The sequence below is a fragment of the Devosia sp. SD17-2 genome (genome assembly GCF_029201565.1).
Taxonomy (GTDB): Bacteria; Pseudomonadota; Alphaproteobacteria; order Rhizobiales; family Devosiaceae; genus Devosia.
On sequence record NZ_CP104002.1, the window covers coordinates 1,922,153 to 1,944,261 of the forward strand.

Consider the following 22,109-nt stretch of genomic DNA (forward strand, 5'->3'; position numbering starts at 1 on the left):
TCGGATCAGGCCGCCTTTCCGTTCAGCGTCTGCGCCGAAGCGTTCGGCCGGAACATGGAAACAAGTGTTTGGCGCAGGGAGACGGAGGGCACCTTGTTCTGCGCCCCAAAACCCTGCGTGATGCGATCGAGTACGATCGCCAGAATGACAATGCCGACACCGCCCGCGGTGGCCTGGCCAACGTCCAGGCGTCCCAGTCCGGTATTGACCACAAGCCCAAGCCCACCCGCGCCGATCAGGGCGGCGATGACGACCATGGACAGGGCCAGCATGAGTGTCTGGTTGAGGCCGGCCATAATTGTGCGCATGGCAAGCGGCAGCTGCACCTCGAACAGCATCTGCAGGGGCGTCGAGCCGAAGGCTTCGGCAGCTTCGACCAGGTCGCCCCGAACATTGCGGATACCAAGATTGGTGAGGCGCACGATCGGGGGCAGGGCGAAGATGACCGTGGCAATGATGCCGGGCGCCATGCCGACGCCAAAGAGCATCACGATTGGCACCAGATAGACGAAGCTCGGAATGGTCTGCATCACGTCGAGCGTTGGGCGCAGCACCTTCCACGTCACGTCGTTGCGGGCAGCAAGAATGCCAAGCGGAATACCGATCACCGCGCAGAACAGCACCGAAGTCACGATCATCGCCAGTGTCGTCATGGTCTGGGACCAGAGGCCGATCATGTCGATGAAGACAAATCCGACGACCGTGAAAATGGCCATGCCCCGGCCCGCGAACTTCAGTGCGAGAAGCGCGAAGGCAGCAGTCATCGCCAGCATCGGCACGAAGGCAAAGAACGCATCGAGCCCATTCAGCACCTGCGTGATGGGGACCTGAACAGCCCTGAAGAAGGGGCGAAAGTTGGGTACCAGCCAGCCACGGACAAAAGCGGTGACCCAGTCGTCAAAGGGGATGACGAGAAAATCGGACGGGCTCATCGCACGTCTCCTTGTTGTTTTTGGCGCGGCTCTTAGCGCGCGTCTTCGAGCTTGAGCTCGGTGTTTTCCGGCGCGGTGGACGCGTCGGCCTCGTCGCTCTCAGCCGTTTCGGAGGGCACGGAGAGCTGGGCGAAAACGGCCTCCGGCTCAACGACGCCAACGAGGCGATTATCGGCATCCGTAATGGCGATCGGCAGCCCGCCGCTGGCGGCGCCGTAGAGATCGGCCAATTGCGTATCCATGTCGGTGGTCGGATAGTCGGTCTGCATCACGTCGGAGAGATGCACATCCGACGGGCCGCTGTCGCGGTCTGCTGTCGCGGCCTGCTGATAGGTAACGACGCCGGCGATTTCCTCGCCATCCATCACATAGACCGCATTCAAATTCTGGTCTTCCATGGTCCTGACGGCGTCGCCCGCCGTGTCGGTATTCAGCTGCATCACCGAAGGTTCGCTCGATACCGTCTCGGCCGTGAAGACGCGGCCCCGATCGATATCGGCGACGAAGGCGGCGACGTAATCATCTGCGGGATTGGAGACGATTTCCTGCGCCGTACCGATCTGAACGATACGCCCATCCTTCATGATGGCGATCTTGTCTCCCAGGAGCAGCGCTTCGCTGAGATCGTGGGTAATGAAGATGATGGTTTTCTTCAGCGTGGCCTGGAGACTGAGCAGCTCGTCCTGCATTTCGCGTCTGATCAGTGGGTCGAGTGCGCCGAAAGGCTCATCCATCAACAGCACTTCGGGATCTGTCGCGAGGCCGCGGGCAAGGCCCACCCGCTGCTGCATCCCGCCCGAGAGATCGGCAGGTTTGCTATGTGCCCAGGAGGAAAGGCCAACCTGCTCGAGCGCTGTCAGCGCCTTGGCATTGCGCTCTGCGGCCGGCACGCCCTTTACCTTGAGGCCATAGGCTGCGTTTTCGAGAATGGTTCGGTGCGGGAAGAGCGCGAAGTGCTGGAACACCATGGCGATCTTGTTGCGCCGGATGTCCCGCAATTTGCTGCCAGAGCAGGAGGCGACATCATCGCCATCGATCAGTATTTCACCACCGGTCGGGCGGATCAGCCCGTTGAGCATGCGCACCATGGTAGATTTTCCGGACCCGGATAGTCCCATGATCACGAAAATCTGCCCCTCATCGACTTCAAAACTGGCGTTCTGAACCCCGACAGTCTGGCTGGTGGTCTGGAATATGGATTCCTTGCTTTCACCCTCGGCAAGGAGTGCGAGTGCCTCTTTGGGTCGGTCTCCGAAGATCTTGTAGACCTTCTTCACCCTCAATTTGGCCGTCATAAAACCTCGAAGTTAAATTGAGAAGAATAAAGAAGTTCAGTCGCACAATATTGTATGTTCATCGTATACATATAACGGGGTGACTTGGCCGAATGTGAGTCATTCGTCCCAATCATGCGCGACAATCGTGTGGTTCGTGACAAGTTATGTCAGTTAGAATGACATTTCAACCGCAAATATGACAAAATCTGGATTGCGAGTGCTCAGGAAGGATTGGTTACGTGTCCGGGGGCGTTGAAATTGTACGGAAAAATACTGCATTTTCTGGGCTTGGCGCGGTCAGGTATGGCCGTGGGCGTTCTTGTCGCAAACGTCCTAAATTGCTCTGGTCTGGAGCGGGCCCGGATGGCGTGTTCCGCTGCGAAGAGCGCTTCGCCCGTTCATTTGAGAACAATCCAGGTCGGTGCGTGGTCGCTTGATTTCTCCCAGCCGCGCACATGGCGATCGACACCGGCAGCCTTGAGGCGTTTGGCTACTAGCGGCGCGAGCAGGAGATGGTCGATGCGAAGGCCGGCGTCCCGGCCATAGGCATTCCGAAAATAATCCCAGAAGGTGTAAATCCGCTCGCCGGGATGAAGCTCGCGAAGCGCGTCGGTCCATCCCTGTTCAATGATCTTGTGATAGGCGTCGCGCACTTCAGGACGGAACAGGGCGTCGTTGACCCAGCGTTCCGGCTTGTACACATCGATTTCAGTGGGCATGACATTGTAGTCGCCTGCCAGAACCACTGGAAGTTTGCTCGCCAGCAGCTCCTTGGCGTGATCGGTAAAGCGCTGAAACCATTTCATTTTGTAGTCGAACTTGGGGCCTGGCGCCGGGTTGCCGTTCGGCAGGTAGAGGCAGCCGAAAATTATGCCCTCCACAGCGGCTTCAATGTACCGGCTATGGTAGTCGTCGGTATCGCCCGGGAGCCCTCGCCGTGTCTCGATCGGCACTTTTCCGCGCGACAGGATGGCGACCCCATTCCAGCTCTTCTGGCCATGCCAGACAGCGCCATAGCCAGCCGCCTCGATAGCTGCGGTGGGAAACCGTTCGTCTGGAGATTTCAGCTCCTGCAGGCACACAACATCAGGTGTTGCCTCTTCAAGCCAACGCAGCAGAACTGGCAAACGGCCATTGACGCCGTTGACGTTGTAGGTGGCGATCTTCATCTCAGCTGGCCCGGCGGAAAGTCTTCGAAGGAACGATCATCGTCCAGCACAACCAATATCGTTGCTGACCCGTTCCGAGGCGACGAAGACGATCGGGACAAAGCAGCGGCCTCTCATGACCAGACTTGATCTAGGTTGTGTGGACAAAGTGTCTGACCCACAACCGGATCGACGCGACGAGAACGAAGCCGAGGAATCTATCGGCGGTTTTGTCGTATCGCGTGGCTAAGCGGCGGCTGTGCTTGAGCTTGGAGAAGCATCGCTCGACGAGGTTTCTCAAGGCATAGATATGGCCGTCGATAACGGACTGAACCTTGCGGTTTCGTTTGGCCGGAATGACAGCGGCCACGCCGCGGGCCTCCAGGTCAGCCAGGATGAAGTCGGCGTCGTATCCCTTGTCGGCGAGCAGCACGCAGGGTCTCGGACCGGGCTGGTCCATGATCGGCACGTAGCCTTTCACGTCGGAGACCTGTCCGCCGCTCAGCGTGACCGCGACAGGGAGGCCGAGAGCGTTGCTGCGGAGATGGATCTTGGTCGAGAAACCACCACGAGAGCGGCCAAGACTTTGGTCCGCATCCCCTTTTTTAGCGCGCCGGCGGCGTGCTGATGGGCGCGGATGATGGTAGAGTCGATCATCTGAACGCTATCGTTACCCGCTCCCGTCTCGTTCAAGGCCTCCAGCATCACATCCCAGATCCCCGCCTGCGTCCAACGCCGGAACTGGCGATAGACTGAGTTCCATGGGCCAAAATGGCTGTGCAGATCCCGCCAGGCGGTTCCCGTGCGGGCTATCCAGAACACCCCATCCAGCACCAGCCGATGATCACGCGGCCGCCGACCTCGTCTCGGACCCTTCTCCACCACGAACGGTTCGAAGAAGGCCCACTCTGCATCTGACATCAAACCCCGAACCAACGCTGCTCTCCGCAAAGAACAGCATTGAATCAGCGATTAGCTGATTTGGGAATCCACTTCGTCCACACCGCCTAAGTATAGCTCTCGACTTGGCTATTTGGGCCCAATCGGCCAGCTGATTAGATCGCAAGTTAGTATTGGAACAATGCTCCGCTGCCGACGCTTGGTTCTCTCCAACATAGAGGAGTGGATCATGTTTTACACTGACAGCAAACTTCAGTTTCCAGTCCGGGTCGACAAGCCTAACCCATTGTTCGCGCGTGCCTTGCAGCAGGCAATCGGGGGCGTAGAGGGAGAGATCCGCGTGGCAATGCAGTATTTCTTTCAGGCCATGGGCGCGCGGGGCAATCCCAAATTCAGGGATCTGCTGCTCAATACTGCGGCAGAAGAACTGGGCCACATCGAGATGCTGGCGACCGCTGTGGCGCTGAACCTCGAGGGGGCGCCGCTATCGATGCAGGAGGAGGCCGCTGACAACCCTGTCGCCGGATCAGTGTTGAGCGGCATCAATCTTAAGAACCTGCTCTCCGCCGGTCTCTCGGCAATGCCTGTCGATTCCGATGGTGTGCCTTTCAACATGTCCCACATCTATGCCAGCGGAAATATTGCTGCGGACATGAATTCCAATGTGACTGCGGAAGCCACTGGCCGGGTGCTGGCCGTGCGCCTTTACAATATGACCGACGATCCTGGCATGAAGGAGATGCTGCAGTTCCTGATCGCCCGCGACACGATGCACCAGAACCAGTGGCTGGCCGCTATCGAGGAGCTCGGTGGCAACGAGAACGTCTTCCCAATTCCCAACAGTCATCCGCAAGAAGAAGAGAACCTGGACTTCAGCTATGTATTCCTTGGCTTCCAGCACGATGGCAGCGAGCCTGTCCAGGGCCGCTGGTCAAGCGGACAATCGATTGACGGCAATGGTTCCTTTACGTCGCGCCCCATGGAGCCACTGGGGGAGGTGCCTAATCTCGGTCGGGCGAAGCCGAAGAGCGGTGCTCAGGCAGAGCAGCTTTAGGATGGAGACAAAACGATGCCAAATCGTCGTCTTCTCTTGCAAGGGATGGGAGGGGTAATACTGGCCGCGGGTACGGCCACTGCCGCCTCGGCTGCGAGTCCTCTCGAGCGTGTCCGGCTGATGAAAAGTTATATCGTCAATCTGGCCGATGATGCTCTGGTGTCAGACGCGCTCGCCCTTGGCGCGCCGCTTGCGCTCACCCGCGAACCGCAACGCAGTTTTGACGCAAGCTCCATCGCTGTCTTCCACGGGGATTTGCACCTTGGATATCTGCCCGGCAACCAGTCCAAGCTGCTTGCCCCCATGGTTGACGCTGGGTTCGCGCTTGAGGCGAGCGTCGTCGGAGTAGGGCGCCTGCCACGGCCGTCGGTTGAGCTGGATCTCTATATCCTGCGGGCCTAAAGCCCGATCACATGCAAAGGGGCCGGCAGTCCGCTGCCGGCCCAGGGGCGTCTTCTTCGCCGCAGAATGCGTAATCCTCACCAAGGGCCGGGTTAGCTGATCGTGGCAAAGAACATGCCCGCTGCCGCGAGGAGGAGGACTATGGGGATAATGAAACGCCAGAAACCGGCCATGTCACCATATTTTCCAAACACGGCGCGTTCCGCCGGGTCGCTATAAAGCTCTTCGGCAGACGGTCGTTCTTCCGGCGCATCAAACTCCACATTCGGCTTTTCGGGGGTGCTCATCGCGGTTGCTCCATAGATCCGTGCGGCCCGGGTCTCGGCAGAGAAATGGTTCTTGCCGGGCGACCGTTCCAAATCAGTGAGGAGCTGCAATTCCGGCACTTCGATCATATCGCCGGTAAAGAGAACGGGCGCATTCGGAACCTGGCATGCGTGGAACCATTGGGCTCCCAAGCTCCCGCCTATCCCGGCGGGCACAATATGCGGGTTTTCAATTGGTTCAGAATATTCCGTCGGCCACCTACCGCATCCAGATGCGGGAGGGTGTTACGTTTTCCAGTGTCGAACAGCAGCTTGGCTATCTCGTCGACCTCGGCATCTCCCACCTTTATCTGTCCCCGATCTTCGCCGCGGCAGAAGGTTCTACCCACGGCTACGACATAATCGACCCGACTGTGATTGAACCCGCGCTCGGCGGAAGCGAGGGTTTTGAGAAACTGGCCCGCGCTGCGCACGAAGTGGGGCTGGGCGTTATTCTCGACATTGTCCCCAACCACACCGCATTCACCCCGGAAAATCCCTGGCTGCAGGATGTCCTGCGGCGTGGACCAGACAGTCCGTTTGCCGCCTATTTCGATATTGACTGGACCGCAGGCCCGCTTGTTCTGCCGTTTCTTCCAGAGCCGTTCGAGGTCATGCTGTCGCGTGGCGACTTTTGCGTGCGGGACGGCAAATGGTGTTTTGGACCAACTGAAATCCCATTGGCTGCGGGTCATGAGAAATATTCTGGAGACGTCAACGGCCTTGCCGCTCTGCATGAGATGCAGCATTGGCGCCTCCGCCATTGGGAACTTGAGCGAGACGGGATTACGCATCGGCGATTTTTCAATATCACCTCCCTAATCGGGATGCGCATTGAAGTTCCGGAGGTTTTCGAGGCGACCCATAAGGGGGTGGTGGAACTGGTCGAAGCCGGCCTCGTGGACGGTCTGCGTATCGATCACGTCGACGGACTGGCAGACCCCAAAGCCTATCTCGACCAATTGGCCAGCGTCCTGCCCGGGACACCCGTCTGGGTGGAGAAAATCCTTATGGGAGCCGAAAGGCTCGACCCGCAGTGGAAGACCGTTGGCACTACGGGATATGAAGCTGCAGGCTTGATCACGCAACTGCTGACAGACGGGGCCGGCCTCGAGGCAATCGATTTGCATTGGCGCGCCTATACAGGGATCAGCGCGGATTTTCCGGCGTCGCTGGAAGCTGCCAAACTCGATATCCTATCCAATGAACTGGCGGCGGAACTGCACCAACTGTCGATGATGGCGCGTGCTTGTCTGACGAATGATCCAAATGTCGAGCCTGGCCCAGAGGGGCTGCGCGAGGCGGTGACCCAGTTACTGTTGGGCATGCCGCGCTACCGCACATATCTCGATGGCTCGCCGGCCACCGCTGATGCACGCGACATACTGGACCGGATCGTCGCTCTCGCCAGTGCCCGAATTCGCTCCACCCGTATAGTTGAACGCCTCGTCCAGCATCTCATCGAGCCAGCCGGCGAGGCAGACCGGACCTTTGCGAGGCGCTTCCAGCAGGTGTCGGGAGCCCTATTGGCAAAGGCACAGGAAGATACGGCCGGCTTTCGATGGACACGCTATCTGGCCGAAAACGAGGTCGGTGCGGAACCCGAAAACCCGACCATAATCGATGAGGATGCCAGTTCATTTCTGGCGAGCCGTCGGGCGAGCGAGATGTCCCTGACGTCGTCGCACGACACGAAACGATCCGAAGACAGTCGGGCGCGGCTTATCGCCATCAGTCATGCTCCGGAGGCGTTCTGGTCGCTGGTCGAGGCAGCAGATCCGCTGGCGCCCGAGATGCTGTCCCACCGGTGGCGGTGGTATATCGTCCAGTCTGCCTTGGCCCTATGGGGAACCGAGGTGGAAACAATCAAGCAGCGGCTTCGCCAGCACAATCAGAAGGCAATGCGTGAGGCAAAGCTCGAAAGCTTCTGGACGAGGCCCGATCCAGAGGCCGAAGCTGCGGCCGACGGTTTTTCCGACAGGCTATGCGACCAGTGGAAAGAGACCGAGCCAGCAGCGCTACAGCAACTGGTCGAAACGGGAGAGGCACTCTCCCTTGCCCAGCTTGCGCTCAAGTGTTTGATGCCCGGGTTTCCCGACATCTATAGAGGTGCTGAAGGCTCCTTTTTTGCGCTCACGGACCCGGACAATCGTCTGCCTTTTGACCGGGCTGCGCTGGCAGCTATCGAAGAGGCTGACGGCTTTGGGGCCGAGAAGCTGAGGCTCACGCGTGTTCTGCTGGCCTTGCGCCAGGAGGAGGCATTGTTCGTTCAAAATGCCACTGCAGAAGTTCACCAGGAGAGCGGCACAATCCTCCGGCGGGTTTGGGGTGAGCGTAACCTTACGGTGACCATTGGCAGCGCTGCCACCGGCGCTTCGATATGGAGGGGAACCGGGAAATTGGCCCTCAACATTGCCTGGGTTTGACCCTCCCTGGACGCTTGGCGGGGTATTTCCTTGCTTGGGGCAAGTCTGGCAACCCAGTGCGGGTCACGTCGTTGCGGTCATCTCAACAGGAGTTCTCCCATGACCGTAACAGCCCAAGATCTCTTCATCACCGGCCTCAAGAATGCTCACGCGATGGAGAACCAGGCCCTTTCCATTCTCAAGCCGCAGGCGGAGCGGATAGAAAATTATCCCGAAATCGAGGCGAAGATCCGAGATCATATCGCCGAGACAGAAGGTCAGATCGGACGTCTTGAGCGGGTGCTCGATACGCTCGGCGAAGACAAGTCGACCCTCAAGGATTTGGCTCTATCGCTGGCCGGTACGATGGCAAGTGTCGGCCACACCGTGGCACCCGATGAAATCCTCAAGAATTCCATGGCCAATTTCGCCTTTGAGAACTTCGAGATCGCCGCATACAAATCATTGATCACGCTGGCTGAAGCGAGCGGCAACGGAGCCGCCATGTCGGAATTGGAAGCCATTCTCCATGAAGAAATGGCCATGGCCGAATGGCTCTACGACAATATTGAAATGGTGACCCTGAAGTTTGCGTCCCTCAAGGAGGCGGGCGAGACAGCCAAGAAATAGAGCGAAAAGGGCGCCTTTGGCGCCCTCAGACTGCTGACAAACCCCTGGCTTTGGCCGGGGGTTTTTGATTCACTGGGGCATGTTGAAGAAACCCAGCCCTGAACAGACTGCCCTCGAGATGGTGACGCTCGATGGTCTGGTGCCGAAGGATCATTTGCTGCGCAAGATCGACGCGGTGATCGACTTTTCGTTTATTCATGATCGCGTCGCGGGGCTCTATTGCGCCGACAATGGCCGGCCCGCGCTTGATCCGACCTTGATGTTCAAGGCGCTCTTCATCGGCTACCTGTTTGGCGTGCGCTCCGAGCGCCAGCTGGTGCGCGAGATCGAGGTCAATGTCGCCTATCGCTGGTTCTTGCGCATGAAGCTGACGGATCGGGTGTTTGACGCCTCGACCCTGTCGCAGAACCGGCGCCGACGCTTCAACGACACGGATGTGGCGCAGGACATCTTTGATCACATCGTCGAGCAGGCGATCCGCCACGGACTGGTGGATGGTTCGGTGCTTTATACGGATTCGACCCATCTGAAGGCCAATGCCAACAAGGGCAAATATGATCTGCAGATGATCGAAAAGTCGCGCTCGGACTATTGGGCCGATCTCGACCGGGCGATCGAGGCAGAGCGGGCGCTGCATGGCCAAAAGCCCTTGAAGGACAAGGAGCGTGAACCGCAGGTCAAGGAAACCAAGGTCTCGCGCACCGACCCGGACGCCGGCTACATGGTGCGCGAGGGCAAGCCGAAGGGGTTCTTCTATCTCGATCATCGTACCGTCGATGGTCGCCATGCGATCATCACCGACACGCATGTGACGCCCGCCAATGTGCATGACTCGATCGTCTATCTCGACCGGCTGGATCGGCAGCGCCAGCGTTTCGACTTCGACGTTCAGGCCGTCGGGCTTGATGCCGGCTATGCCACGTCGGGCATCGCCAACGGGCTGGAGGCGCGCGGAATTCTGGGTGTCACCGGTTATCGCAACCCCACACCGCCGCGCCCTGGCATGATGCGCAAATCAAAGTTTGCCTATGACAGCGCGCAAGACGGCTATGTCTGCCCGCAGGGCCAGTTGCTTGCCTATGCCACCACAGATCGCAACGGCTATCGCCACTATCGTTCGGATCCAAAGATCTGCTGCGATTGCCCATTGCTTGCTTCCTGCACCTCCAACGCTGCCGCAACCCGTACGATCACCCGCCATGTCTGGGCCGACGCACGCGAGCGCACCGATCGGCATCGGCTGACGCCTTGGGGCAAGGCGATCTACAAGCGCCGCAAGGAGACGGTCGAGCGCTCCTTTGCCGACGCCAAACAGCTTCACGGACACCGCTATGCAAGGTTCCGAAGTCTGACACGCGTCGCCTACCAGTGCCTCCTGGCCGCCGCCGCCCAAAACATCAAGAAAATCGCCCTCGCGCTAACCAAAGCCCCCAAACCAAGCCTCGCATGAGGCGGGAGCCTTGTGCGCGCCAAATCTACCAGGCGCTTAAGCCGGCAAACCCAGCACAAAACAAAACCCCGCCCAAAAATGACGGGGTTTGTCAGTGGTCTGAGGGCGCCTTTGGCGCCCTTTTGTTATTCATCGGAAGTGACCTCCGGTGTGCTGAATGAACAGACGGACGTCTTTGGCCACCTAAATCGATCCATCTAAAATTTAGAGGCACTGTCCTCGTGACTGTCAGGCATTCGCAGCCGGCTGCCGCCGGCCAAGTGTACATCGACGTAAGAGGATTCCGAAAACAAGGTCGCCGGTGCCGTCTTGCCATAGGCATTGCCCATCAGCCGCAGCGAGACTCTCGTGTCATCGAGCACGAGCAGGGCCTGATTGATACGTAAGCGCGAAGGCTATCCCGTCTGACCTGAAGGGGTCGACTGGGGTATTGGCACCGTGAGTTTGATGACGGTGTGAGTTCCTATGTCTGCGCATGTGCCCAGTGATAGAAGCTTCCAGTTGCTGGAGGTGGTGCCGAGCCGAATGGAGAGCACTCCGGCAGTAGCGCGGCGCAACTGGCCGGATGATACCAAAGCCAGGATCGTGGAAGAGGCCCTTGCGCCAGACGTGAACGTTTCGGCAGTGGCGCGGCGCCACGGGATCTCTCCCTCGCAGTTGTTCGGCTGGCGTCGCAAGGCCATGGCCAAGGGTCAGGTCAAGCGGCGCGATGCGCCTGACGAAGACGCGGAACCCGCAAGCGGCGTCGTTGAGATTGGCATCGGTGGTGCCACGGTCCGTGTGGGGTCTGCGGTCAGCGAGGATCATCTTCGTCGTGTCCTTCGCGCCGTGCGGTCGGCATGATCCCCTCGGGCGTGAAGGTGTACCTGGCCAGCCAACCCGTGGACTTCAGGAAAGGGCCTGACGGGCTTGTCGGTCTGGTGCGCGATGCCGGAGCCGATCCGTTCAACGGCTCGCTTTACGTGTTCCGCGCCAAGCGGGCAGACCGGATCAAGATCGTCTGGTGGGACGGGACTGGCCTTTGCCTTTACGCCAAGCGGCTGGAAAAGGCGGCGTTCTGCTGGCCGAGGATCGGCAACAGCCGGGTCCAGTTGAGCCATGCTCAACTGCTGTCGCTGGTGGAGGGCATGGATTGGAAACGGGTGCGCTCGGCGCCGGTGGGCCGCCCGCAATCGGCTGGATAAAAAGCCTGCGGCAGACTGACTCACAGGCACAAAAACTCAGGTAATCCGGGGCGTTTTGTGCCATGATGCGGGCATGGTTCCGGCCGATCCGCAGCAGCTTCCCGATGACGTTGACGCCCTCAAGGCGATGATCGCTGCTGCCCATGCCGAGATCGCCGAACTCAAGATTATCAACGCCACTGCTGACGAGCGCATCGCCCGTCTGACCTCCATCGTCGCCATGCTGCAGCGTGCCCAATATGGCACGCGCTCGGAGCGGTTGCGGCACGATCCGCTCGATGACGAGCAGATGGCCTTCGTGTTCGACGAGATCGAAACCGGCATAGAGGAGGTCAAGGCTGGGCTGGAGGCACGTGACAGGAGTGGCGCCGCTCCGCGTCCGCCGCGGCCTCGAAAGGGCTTTGCCCCGCACCTGGAACGCATCGAGCAGATTATCGAGCCAGAGGTGCCGGCCGATTGCGTTGGTCTGGAAGCTGTTAGCATTGGCGAGGACGTCTCCGAGCGCCTCGATGTGACGCCGGCCACGTTCCGCGTCATCGTCACCCGCCGACCAAAGTACGCCTATCGCCTGGCCGATGGTGAGGATCGTATCGTGCAGGCGCCGGCGCCCGATCACCTGATTGCCGGCGGCATCCCCACCGAGGCGCGGCTGGCCCAGGTGGCGGTCAGCAAATATGCCGATGGCTTGCCGCTCTACCGGCAGGAAGAGATCTACGCCCGGGATGGTGTGGAGCTGGATCGCTCGCTGATGGCTCAGTGGATGGGCCGGCTTGGCTTTGGGCTCGAGCCGCTGGCCCAATACGTCCTGCACACCGTCAAACAGGGCGAAAGGGTCTTTGCCGACGAGACCCGGTTACCGACCCTGGCGCCGGGGTCAGGAAAGGTGAAAACCGCCTGGCTCTGGGCCTATGCCCGGGATGATCGACCGTTCGGTGGATCAGGACCACCAATGGTGGCCTATCGGTTCGAGGACTCTCGGTCCGGCGATTGCGTCGCCCGGCATCTGGATGGTTATCGCGGGATCCTGCAGGTCAACGGCTATGCGGCGTACAATCGGTTGGGCAAGGACCGTGGCGCCAATGATGCCATGACCCTGGCCGGGTGTTGGGCTCACGCGCGGCGCAAGTTCTTCGACCTGCACGCCAGCGACAGCTCGCCCTTTGCCAGTGCCGTGGTCAAGGCCATGGCGCCGCTCTGGGTCATCGAAGAGGATATCCGCGGCCATGGAGCCGAACTGCGCGCCCGCATCCGTGCGGAACGCTCCAGGCCCATTGTCACCGAGCTGTTCGCAATGCTGGATCGGGAACTGCCGCGCCTGTCAGGAAAATCCAAACTGGCTGAGATCATCCGCTACACCCTGAGCCGCCGGACGTCCTTCGAGGGCTTCCTTGCCGATGGTCATATCGAGATCGACTCCAACATCGTCGAACGCGCAATCAGACCCCAGACCATCACCCGCAAGAATGCGCTCTTCGCCGGATCCGATGGTGGCGGCAGAGCCTGGGCCACGATCGCCACGCTGCTCACCACGGCGAAAATGAACGGCGTCGACCCCCATGCCTGGCTGACGCTGACCCTCGAGCGCATCGCCGGCGGTTGGCCAAACACCCAGATCGCCGAACTCATGCCCTGGAACTTCAGCCAGTAACGGCCTCGTCTACGCGCTTACATTGATACTTGGCTTCGGGAGCAATGAGCGAGGGCGCTGCGGTGGATGCGTAGCTAGTGGCACAGGGTGCCATCGAAACCACTGAAGATGCTCGGCGACGAACACGAGTTTCAATATGCATCGTTGGCGACGTACGCCGTCACTTTTGGATGTCAGGTCCTCAGTTGCCCGCGGATGGGCCGCCGCTCGAGCGCCCGGCCATCATCTCTGCCAGAAGGCGGCCGGATGTAGGACCCAGGGTAAATCCCTGATGACCATGACCGAAATTGAACCATAGTCCCTGATGTAGATCGGAACATCCCGTCAGCGGGAGCATTTGAGGCAGGCAGGGGCGGGTACCCATCCATGGATGCTCTTCGATTGGCTTGCCGAGCGTGAAGAGCTCGTTTGCAGCAATGGTGGAGCGGTCCATCTGTCGCAGAGTTGGGTCAGCGTCGAGCGCATTGAGCTCGGCGCCCGTCAGAACGCGAAGACCCTGACGCATGGGCGACAGAAACGTGCCGGTTTCCACATCCATCAAGGGTATGGTCGGCCCGTTATTCGCAGCAAAATGACGGTGATAGCCGCGCTTATAGACCATCGGAACCTTGTGACCGAAACGTGCAGTCAAAGCCGGCGACCATGGGCCCAGACAAATCACTACACTCTCGGCGGCACATGGGCCTTCCGATGTATCAACCCGCCAGCCCTTGTCGACACGAAGAAGGCTCATCGCATCGCCGATGACGAAACGACCGCCCTTGCGTTCAAATAGACTGGCATAGCGCTTCACCAAGCCGCCGGGATCCGTGCAGGCCCAGGCTGTGGTCCAGTGGACAGCTCCTGCCATGTCACGCTGCAGTCCGGGCTCGGCTCGGCGCAGTTCGGCATTGTCCATGATGGTCGAGGCAATTCCATACCGATTTTGGAATTGCTCGGCCGATGCGACTGCGGCGCTGAATACCCGTGGCGTTCGATATGCTTTCCGGAAACCTTGCTGAGAGACCAGGTCTTGCGCCCCGGCGGCCTCGATCAGCGCCGCATGATCCGTGGTTGCTGATGCGATCATTGTCGACCATGGACCGACAGTCTTGTCGCGATAGTTCCACGGCAGGGAGTGATAGGCGTAGCGAAGAGCTGGACCGACCCAGTATCGGGCGCCTCTCAGGCTCCAGGCCACGTCGTTGGTCCGCCCGGTCGCGATCTGGAACAGCGTTGGAATGTCCAGGGGAAGGGCATAGGGTTCTGCCGCTTCCGCCTGGATCATGCCGGCATTACCATAGCTGGTTTCCTCGCCTGGCCGGCGCCTGTCAACAAGTGTCACCTGATGGCCGTGCGCCTGCAAAGCCAGCGCTGTAGAGACGCCGACCATGCCTGCGCCGAGAACGATTATTTCGGTCATATCTAGATTGGGCTGCTACGCGATGGGCCACTTGGGCCGCTTGATCTTGGTATAGGGTAGGCTGGACAGGTCAGGGCTTGAGGAGCCCGGTGGGCCTGCATAAATTATGTCGGCCGCCACGCGTTCGTACCCGGCACGGAAATGCTGTGTCGACTTGACGACGACAATCGCAGTTGCTGCCAGGTCACACCCCATACCTGTGAAAAGGTCAGGATCTATGGCCTGCGTGCGTTCGCTGGCCAGGAGGACTGAGATGCCTCCAGTTGTGACCAGCGCGCAATCGCCCATGTTGGAAGGCACGCCGCCCAGCCCCGTCATCTGGTGGTTCCGCTTGAGCGCCGTCACCTCCCAGTCTGCGTCGACGGGCTTGCCGGATAGCGGGCCAATCTTGCCACCGACCCGCATCGGCAGTTTAGCGCCAGCCCCTGCAAGGAAGGCCATTTTGACTGCAATGGGATCCCACAGTGGGCCGATAGCCGCGTTTTTGACATCGCGGGCGATCATTCGCTCGAGGAAATAGGTGGAATCGCTGGAAGCACCGCCCCCGGCATTGTCCGATGTGTCGGCAATGACGACCGGGCGAACAGCCGATGCGAGTGCTTGGTCCAGCGCTGCGTCCACGCTGAGCATAGGCGGAGAGAGCTCGTCTCTCATGGTATACACGTCGTCTGCAAGCTCCTGCGACAACGCCTTTGCTCGAGTGCTGTCGGTGTCCGCATATACCAGGATACGCGTACCCATGTCCGGCACGTCAGCCCAAGGAAAGCCCTGTGCAATCGAGATCGAAACGATCCCATCCTGCTTCTCCAGGGCGCGTATGCGCTGGATAAGAGAGAGCCCTGGTTCGGTGGTCGTGCGAATTAGGCTGACCATGTTTGTGTCGGTCAGCGCCGCTACAGGGTTGATTTCGCCGCGCCGAATTCGCGCGCAAAGATCGACCAGTACGACGCCCGACTCATAGATGTCGGTATGCGGGTACTCCTTATAGGTCAGGATCAGGCTGGCCTGCTCGACCATGGTGTCGGTCAGGTGGCAGTGTGGATCAATCTCGGCGCCCACAACGACATCTGGTCCGACAATCTGGCGGACGTGGGTCAATATATCGCCTTCGCAATCATCGTAGCCTTCGGCAACCATGGCACCATGCAGTGCAAGAAGGACCATATCCACCGGCAGTACTGCTTTGAGATCGTGGAGAATTTGATCTCGAAGCGTTTCATAGGCGGCCTTTGTGGTGCGGCCGCCCGGTTGTGCCGAGGCAGTCAATCCCTCGAAAAGTGTCCAGCCTTCTCGTTTACCGCGCTCTCGGGCAGCCCAAAGCTGACCGCCATAAAGCGTCATGTGGTCCGGATGCTGACCAGCCGGATAATAGTCGCCGTCTTCAACGAAGGAGTAGAGGCCGGTGGGGATGGGAGAAAATGTGTTCGTCTCGGTCGCCAGGACGGCGCTGAAAACTCGCATAGGAGCTCCGGGTGTCAGGACATAAAAAGGGTAGCGAGTTCCCGCTGCGCCAATTCGGCGTCGAGGTGAGAGCGCTCTCCGATCAGTACGAGTCGGCTGATGGCGTCGTGTTTATCCAGCGGCTCAAGCGTTGCGCGTTTGCCGACAAGCTGGAACACAAAACTCTTGCCCGGCTGCTCGGTGAAATTGATGATCCCCTTGGCGCGGACCAACTGGGGTGACAATCGCTGTATAGCGCCCTGAAACTTTGCCATCGGGACAGTCGAAGGCCATTGGCCTTCAACAGTAACAAATCGATCGCTGGTAACCAGGCCGCGCCCTGTGTCGTATTCCCGCTCGGGGCCCCCACCGATGAGGACCTCAGCCGGAAAGGCGTCGCGTGACAGATCAACGATCAGCGACTTTCCGAACGTTTTCAGCGTCGCCGTCAGTGCCTTTAAGTCAATCCCGTCAGCCTTGCTGAAAGCGAGATAGTCCGCGTTCGCCACCTGGGCCCGCCACAATTGATCTTGCAGGCGCGCTGGGGTGTCGGAGCAGTCTGCGACGTCGACAACGGCTATCACACCGTTGAGACTAACGGCCTTCCACAATACGGGGTCCATCAGTGCTTGAACGATGCCCGCGGGGTCAGCAACGCCGCTGGCCTCGATCAGGATCTGGTCAAACGTTTCGGGACGGGACAGCAGGTTCTTGATGGTGCGCAGAAGGTCGCCCTGTAGCGAGCAGCAGATGCACCCGTTCTCAAGCCCAATCACATCTTCGGTGCGCGTCGCGATCAGCCCGGCGTCGATATTGATTGCGCCGAAGTCGTTCACGATCGCCGCAATGCGACGGCCATTCGCCTGATCGAGCAGCCTATTGATGAAAGTGGTCTTGCCAGCCCCGAGGAAGCCGGTCACGACCGTGACGGGGACGCTCATGCATCGCCTCGGCGAATTGCCCGTCCGGGGGCAGCCGCTTTCACCAGTTCTCCGTCGGAGATAACCGGCACGCCATTGACCAGCACGGTATGCATTCCCTCTGCGGGAAGGTGCATCTGATCAAAGGTTGCGCGATCCGTGAGCCGTCCGAAATCGAAGACAACGATGTCGGCATCGCATCCCGGCTGCAGGCGGCCCTTGCGCTTGAATGCCGGGGCGCAGCTTTCAACAATCTGGGCAGGGATGAGAGTGCACTTGCCGATGGCCTCCGGCAGGGGAACGATTTCGCGCTCGCGCGACCACTGTCGAATAAACCGCGTGAATGTGCCTGAGGAACGCGGGTGAGCGGTCTTGTCCTCGCCTAGAGGCCATTGATCACCCAGGTAGAGCGTTCCGTCCGGCTGGCTCCATGGCATCGCATCCGAAGCAATGGCGCCGCCGGGAAAAGTTACGGAGACGTCCAGAAGTTTCTGGTGATGGCTATTGTTCTCGGTATCCAGATAGTGCCAGAGCACGAGTGCCGAAGGGTCTTTCTGCCTGGCGGCGTCCAACTCTTCCTTATCAGCGAGACGGTGGTGGCTTGCGACCAGTTCAATGGCATCGTAGCGCGTGCCGGTTCTTGCTGCGAACGCGGGATCGATGAAGAAACCCGCGCTCACAACGGTCGAGCCGGTTCCGTAGGGGTAGGCTTCGGTGGTTACCCGAAGACCCTGCGCCTGCGCCTTGGCAATCAACGAGGCCGCCCGCTCAATATCCTGGAGACTGGTCGAATTCAGATGGCAGATGTGCATGTGGGCGCCGGTCGTACCGGCGAGCCCGACAAGCATGACGTAAGCCTCAATCGAACTTTTTGGATCGATGTTCGACATCTGGGCAATGTGCGTATAGGTCGGCGTATCCGTTTCAGCGGCCAGATCGCAGATCAGGCTCATCTCCTTGGCGCCAGCTCCTGGAGCATAGGCGTAGGGAATGCCAATGCCGAGGCCGCCTTCTTCAATCCCCTTGCGGGTCAGAGCCACGATATCGGCTGACTGCGCTTCGGTGGCGGCATCGCGCGACCAGCGGGGGTCCTCGGCGCCACGCCCCATCGTGGTAATGGCAGGTTCCCCGCCATCGAGTGGCAGACCGATCATCACCGCCTTGCGGGCGAAGATCCAAGCCGCGGCCGTGCCGTAGTTCAGCAGGCGCGGTCCCTTTGACTGTGCATCATACCATTCCCCCACTGGCAGGGCGCCCACCTCGAGCTCCAGAGCCGTTGTGACTCCGTCAAAGGCCTGCATGCGGTCGGCGGGAAGGCTCTGGCCGTGAGCATGCAGATCGATAAAACCCGGAGCGACGATCAGGCCGCCGGCATCGATCTCCTGTTTTGCCCCCTCGGAGATAGGTCCAATAGCGGCGATGGTGTCGCCTGTAATCGCCACATCGCAAACCTCGTCGCGTCCGGTTTCTGGATCGATGACGCGCCCGTTGCGGATGATGATGTCATACATTGGCCTGCTCCATCTGGCGCCGCCGTTTGCCGGGAACGGCATCGATCAGGCTGCGGGTGTATTCGGCCTTGGGTGACCGGAAAATCTGCGCGGTCTCGCCGATCTCTTCGAGCGTGCCGAGCTTGAGGACACCGACGCGTTCGCACAGATGATCGATGACCGAGAGGTCATGAGAAATGAACAACATTGCCAGCCCCTCTTCAGCACAGATCTTGCGCAGCAACTTGAGGATCTGTGCCTGGCTCGAAACGTCGAGTGCGGACACCGGCTCGTCGGCGATGAGGAGCTTGGGTTTGGAAGCAAGGGCTCGCGCGATGGCGATCCGCTGGCGTTGCCCACCGGAGAACTGGTGCGGATAGCGTTCAAGCCAATCGGGATCGAGTCCGACCTGCTCGAGCAGTTCTGCCGCACGCCGGGTCAATGCCGAGCCGGTAAGGTCAGTGTAGGAGCGCAGCGGCTCGGCGATGAGATCACGCACGCGCCAACGCGGGTCAAGCGAGGCATAGGGGCTCTGAAACACCATCTGGATGTCGCGCCGACGCCTGCGCAGGTCATTGCCGCGCAGGGCTAACCAATCTTCGCCCTCGAACGAGACCGTCCCGGAATTCGGCGCGACGAGACGGGCGATAATGCGTCCGATCGTCGACTTTCCGGATCCGCTTTCCCCGACGAGACCGAACGCCTCGCCACGACGGATAGAAAAGCTCACATCATTGACCGCCACCATGACGCGCGGCTTTTCGAACATGCCGGTCGGCAACCGGAAGTGACGCACGAGGTTCTTGGCCTCGATAAGGATTTCGTCAGCCATGGGTAACCTCTCGGGCTGCGCCGAATTGCGGACGCGCAGCCAGTAGTTCCTGGGTGTAGGGGTGTTGGGGATTTCCGAGCACGTCGCCCGTGCTTCCGGCCTCCACAACAACGCCGTCCTTCATGACGATGATGCTCTCGCAGACGTCACCCACGACGTCGAGGTCGTGGCTGATCAGGATCATGGAAGTACCCTGCTCACGGATCAGATCCTGCATCAGCTTGAGAATCTGCGCCTGGACGGTCACGTCGAGCGCGGTGGTGGGTTCGTCAGCGATGAGCAGCGCAGGTTGCAGCGCGATTGCTGCGGCGATCACCACGCGCTGGCGCATTCCCCCCGACAATTGATGCGGGAAATTGTCGATGCGGCGTTCTGCATCACGGATGCCGACACGTTCCAAAAGGGACAAGGTGGCCGAGCGGATGTCGCGTCGCGACATCTTGGGACGGTGATAGCGGAACACTTCGGCGATCTGGTCGCCGACCCGCAGGACAGGGTTCAGGGTCGCCATGGCATCCTGGAAAACCATGCTGATCTGATCGCCGCGCATTTGACGCCACTCAGAACGGCTCAGCGCCAGAAGGTCCTTCCCCTGGAAACGGAGCGTCCCACCCAAAATAGCATGCGAAGAGCCGGTGAGGCCCATCAGCGCCATGCCGATGGAGGATTTACCCGACCCGCTTTCGCCGACAATCCCCAAGACAGAGCCAGGCGCTATCTCAAAGCTGACTCCCTTGACAGCGCGAACAGCTCCGCCCCGGCTGGGGTAGTCTAGTGTCAGGTCTGATACGGAGAGAACCGGCTCGGTCATGCACGGGTCCTTTCGAGGCGAGGATCGAAATAGTCGCGCAGGAAATCGCCAAAGAGATTGATACCGACGGCTGACATCAGGACGGCAAGCCCGGGAGCGATGACAATCCATGGCTGGTCGTAGAGAAAGTCACGCCCTTCAGAAATCATGACGCCCCAGGAGGCTGTCGGCGGTTGCACGCCCAGGCCCAAGAAGGATAGCGAAGCCTCCGAAATGATGACCAGAGCGATATCCAGCGTTGCGACAACGAGCACAGCTGGCAACACGTTCGGCAGCACGTGAGTCAGGATGATCCGGAATTTCGAAACGCCCATCGTGGTGGCGGCATCCACGAAATCAAGCTTGCGGATTCGCATGGTTTCGCTTCGAACCACGCGGGCAAAATTGATCCATAGGGCGAATGAAAGCGCCATGACCAGAGTTGCAAAGCCAGGTCCGAGCACGGCCATGAAAATCAACGCCAGCAACAGGAACGGGAAGGCCAGTTGAAAATCGACGACACGCATGATGATCGTGTCGACGACGCCACCGAAAAATCCGGCCAAGGCGCCAAGGAGGGTTCCGACGATGAGCGCTATGCTCACCACGATCAGGGAAACCTGCACTGAGACCTGTGCACCCTTAATCGTGCGGCTCAGAATGTCTCGGCCTAGATTGTCGCCACCCAGAAGATTGGTGGGTGTGCCCCTGTCCTGCCAGACTGTCGGGGCGAAACGCCAGTCGATGACCTGCACGGAGTGATCATGCGGAATTAGCAAGTCGGCAAAGATCGCCGCGAACACAATCACGCAGATCATGACAAGGCCGCTGAGCCCCTTCGGGCTTCGCAACAGGGCGTGCAGGAACTTGCTCTCCCTGCGGCGCGCGGTATCGGGGGTAGAAACAGCGTTACTCATCGCGGACCCTTGGATCGATAATGCGGTAGAGGCCGTCAACGAGCAGGTTGAGGGTAATGAACAGGAGCGCGGAGACAATCACGACGGCCTGGATAACCGGATAGTCCCGGACATGGATGGCATCCACCGCCAGTCGGCCAATGCCGGGCCAGGCAAAAACGGTTTCGATGACCACCGTGCCCGAGAGCAGCGAGCCCATTTGGAGGCCCGCCATGGTCACCACCGGCAACAGTGCATTTCGCAAGGCGTGACGCACGACAATGATGAAGCGAGGGACACCCTTTGCGGCGGCAAAATTGATGTAGTCCTGCTCCAGGACTTCCAGCATTGCCGAGCGGATGAGGCGCGCGTTGACCGCGATCAGTACGAATGCCAACGAAATCGCGGGGAGGATGAAATAGCGGAAGGAACTCCAGAAAATAGAAAAATCTCGTTCCACGATAGCCTGCCCAAGGGCCATGAAGGCAGAACCGCGATAGCCTGAGGCAGGAATCCAGCGGAGTTCGATCGAGAACCACAGGATCATGAGCACGGCCAACAGGAAGCCGGGCGTCGAGACGCCTAGAACGGCAATGAAGGTGCCAAGATAGTCGACCCAGCTGTTGCGCTTCAGTGCTGTGATGACGCCAAGGGGCACGGCGACAACGAGTGCAAGCAGCAGGGCCCAGAACGCCAGCTCGGCCGTGGCCGGCAGGCGCTCCATGATCAACGTTGTGACCGGGGCCCCCTGACGAATGGAGGTCCCGAGATCGCCTTGAATGGCGCCTCCGAGATACGCGATGAACTGCTCGGGCACTGATCTGGTCAGACCCATGGTTTCTCGCAGTGCATCCATGTTGGCGACGCTCATGCCGGGATTTCCGGCAGCGAGCACGTCAACGGGATCACCCGGCACGAGTTTTACCAAGGAGGACACCACAAGGATGACCCCCAGCAGGATCAGGACGGCATAAAGGAGCCTGGAGGCGATCAGTCGCAACATG

The 22,109-nt window shown here is 59.8% G+C and carries 21 protein-coding genes; 8 read left to right on the forward strand and 13 right to left on the reverse strand.

Features of this window, described 5'->3' with window-relative positions; all coding sequences use genetic code 11:
• Window positions 1–5: 5 nt before the first annotated feature.
• The 4 genes from NYQ88_RS09410 to NYQ88_RS09425 form a co-directional block, all read right to left on the reverse strand.
• The gene (locus NYQ88_RS09410) at window positions 6–932 is read right to left on the reverse strand and encodes a proline/glycine betaine ABC transporter permease (RefSeq protein ID WP_275654672.1); all 927 of its coding nucleotides are present in this window, start codon (window positions 930–932) and stop codon (window positions 6–8) included.
• A gap of 32 nt (window positions 933–964) precedes the next feature.
• A complete protein-coding gene (locus tag NYQ88_RS09415; protein WP_275654673.1) occupies window positions 965–2,227 on the reverse strand; it encodes a glycine betaine/L-proline ABC transporter ATP-binding protein in 1,263 nt (420 codons plus the stop codon).
• A gap of 380 nt (window positions 2,228–2,607) precedes the next feature.
• Complete coding sequence (gene xth, locus NYQ88_RS09420; RefSeq protein WP_275654674.1) at window positions 2,608–3,378, reverse strand: exodeoxyribonuclease III; 771 nt, start codon at window positions 3,376–3,378, stop codon at window positions 2,608–2,610.
• Between the two features lie 130 nt (window positions 3,379–3,508).
• Window positions 3,509–4,278 (reverse strand): IS5 family transposase gene (locus tag NYQ88_RS09425; protein WP_275653081.1). Its coding sequence is split into 2 segments (ribosomal slippage): window positions 3,509–3,967 and window positions 3,970–4,278, totalling 768 coding nucleotides; the frame shifts between segments, so codons are not numbered across the junction.
• Window positions 4,279–4,486: 208 nt separating this feature from the next.
• Here NYQ88_RS09425 and NYQ88_RS09430 point away from each other — a divergent pair.
• Window positions 4,487–5,311 carry a manganese catalase family protein gene (locus NYQ88_RS09430; RefSeq protein WP_275654675.1) on the forward strand — a complete coding sequence of 275 codons (825 nt, stop codon included), beginning with the start codon at window positions 4,487–4,489 and terminating at the stop codon, window positions 5,309–5,311.
• 120 nt (window positions 5,312–5,431) lie between these two features.
• The gene (locus NYQ88_RS09435) at window positions 5,432–5,713 is read left to right on the forward strand and encodes an HIRAN domain-containing protein (RefSeq protein WP_275654676.1); all 282 of its coding nucleotides are present in this window, start codon (window positions 5,432–5,434) and stop codon (window positions 5,711–5,713) included.
• Window positions 5,714–5,805: 92 nt separating this feature from the next.
• On the opposite strand, the gene NYQ88_RS09440 is transcribed toward NYQ88_RS09435, so the two are convergent.
• The gene (locus NYQ88_RS09440) at window positions 5,806–6,108 is read right to left on the reverse strand and encodes a hypothetical protein (RefSeq protein WP_275654677.1); all 303 of its coding nucleotides are present in this window, start codon (window positions 6,106–6,108) and stop codon (window positions 5,806–5,808) included.
• 143 nt (window positions 6,109–6,251) lie between these two features.
• On the opposite strand from NYQ88_RS09440, the gene treY reads away from it, so the two are divergent.
• From treY to NYQ88_RS09470, 6 genes are all read left to right on the forward strand, one after another.
• The gene (gene treY / locus NYQ88_RS09445; RefSeq protein WP_275654885.1) at window positions 6,252–8,444 is read left to right on the forward strand and encodes a malto-oligosyltrehalose synthase; all 2,193 of its coding nucleotides are present in this window, start codon (window positions 6,252–6,254) and stop codon (window positions 8,442–8,444) included.
• 99 nt (window positions 8,445–8,543) lie between these two features.
• The gene (locus NYQ88_RS09450) at window positions 8,544–9,053 is read left to right on the forward strand and encodes a ferritin-like domain-containing protein (RefSeq protein WP_275654678.1); all 510 of its coding nucleotides are present in this window, start codon (window positions 8,544–8,546) and stop codon (window positions 9,051–9,053) included.
• A 79-nt stretch (window positions 9,054–9,132) separates the two neighbouring features.
• The gene (locus tag NYQ88_RS09455; RefSeq protein WP_275652564.1) at window positions 9,133–10,503 is read left to right on the forward strand and encodes an IS1182 family transposase; all 1,371 of its coding nucleotides are present in this window, start codon (window positions 9,133–9,135) and stop codon (window positions 10,501–10,503) included.
• A gap of 465 nt (window positions 10,504–10,968) precedes the next feature.
• Window positions 10,969–11,346: a transposase gene (locus NYQ88_RS09460; protein ID WP_275654679.1), complete on the forward strand. Its 378-nt coding sequence runs from the start codon at window positions 10,969–10,971 to the stop codon at window positions 11,344–11,346.
• Complete coding sequence (tnpB, locus tag NYQ88_RS09465) at window positions 11,343–11,687, forward strand: IS66 family insertion sequence element accessory protein TnpB (RefSeq protein ID WP_275654680.1); 345 nt, start codon at window positions 11,343–11,345, stop codon at window positions 11,685–11,687. The genes NYQ88_RS09460 and tnpB overlap by 4 nt, the downstream gene beginning before the upstream one ends.
• 73 nt (window positions 11,688–11,760) lie before the next feature.
• Entirely contained in the window at window positions 11,761–13,335 is a 1,575-nt protein-coding gene (locus tag NYQ88_RS09470; RefSeq protein WP_275654681.1) for an IS66 family transposase, read from the forward strand.
• Between the two features lie 181 nt (window positions 13,336–13,516).
• On the opposite strand, the gene NYQ88_RS09475 is transcribed toward NYQ88_RS09470, so the two are convergent.
• Genes NYQ88_RS09475 through NYQ88_RS09510 form a run of 8 tightly spaced genes read right to left on the reverse strand, consistent with a single transcriptional unit; the run spans window position 13,517 to window position 22,108 of the window.
• Window positions 13,517–14,737, reverse strand: coding sequence for an FAD-dependent oxidoreductase (locus NYQ88_RS09475; protein ID WP_275654682.1), 1,221 nt, complete (start codon window positions 14,735–14,737; stop codon window positions 13,517–13,519).
• A 15-nt stretch (window positions 14,738–14,752) separates the two neighbouring features.
• On the reverse strand, window positions 14,753–16,198 hold the full coding sequence (locus NYQ88_RS09480) for a M81 family metallopeptidase (protein ID WP_275654683.1): 1,446 nt from the start codon (window positions 16,196–16,198) through the stop codon (window positions 14,753–14,755).
• A 14-nt stretch (window positions 16,199–16,212) separates the two neighbouring features.
• Complete coding sequence (locus NYQ88_RS09485; protein WP_275654684.1) at window positions 16,213–17,118, reverse strand: CobW family GTP-binding protein; 906 nt, start codon at window positions 17,116–17,118, stop codon at window positions 16,213–16,215.
• Entirely contained in the window at window positions 17,115–18,608 is a 1,494-nt protein-coding gene (locus NYQ88_RS09490; RefSeq protein WP_275654685.1) for an amidohydrolase family protein, read from the reverse strand. The genes NYQ88_RS09485 and NYQ88_RS09490 overlap by 4 nt, the downstream gene beginning before the upstream one ends.
• Window positions 18,601–19,419, reverse strand: a complete 819-nt coding sequence (locus tag NYQ88_RS09495; protein ID WP_275654686.1) for an ATP-binding cassette domain-containing protein — start codon at window positions 19,417–19,419, stop codon at window positions 18,601–18,603. The genes NYQ88_RS09490 and NYQ88_RS09495 overlap by 8 nt, the downstream gene beginning before the upstream one ends.
• Window positions 19,412–20,230 (reverse strand): ABC transporter ATP-binding protein, encoded by an 819-nt coding sequence (locus tag NYQ88_RS09500; RefSeq protein ID WP_275654687.1) that lies wholly within the window; start codon window positions 20,228–20,230, stop codon window positions 19,412–19,414. The genes NYQ88_RS09495 and NYQ88_RS09500 overlap by 8 nt, the downstream gene beginning before the upstream one ends.
• Entirely contained in the window at window positions 20,227–21,165 is a 939-nt protein-coding gene (locus NYQ88_RS09505; protein ID WP_275654688.1) for an ABC transporter permease, read from the reverse strand. Before NYQ88_RS09505 ends, NYQ88_RS09500 begins: the two co-directional genes overlap by 4 nt.
• Window positions 21,119–22,108: an ABC transporter permease gene (locus NYQ88_RS09510; RefSeq protein ID WP_275654689.1), complete on the reverse strand. Its 990-nt coding sequence runs from the start codon at window positions 22,106–22,108 to the stop codon at window positions 21,119–21,121. The genes NYQ88_RS09505 and NYQ88_RS09510 overlap by 47 nt, the downstream gene beginning before the upstream one ends.
• Between the last annotated feature and the right edge of the window lies 1 nt (window position 22,109).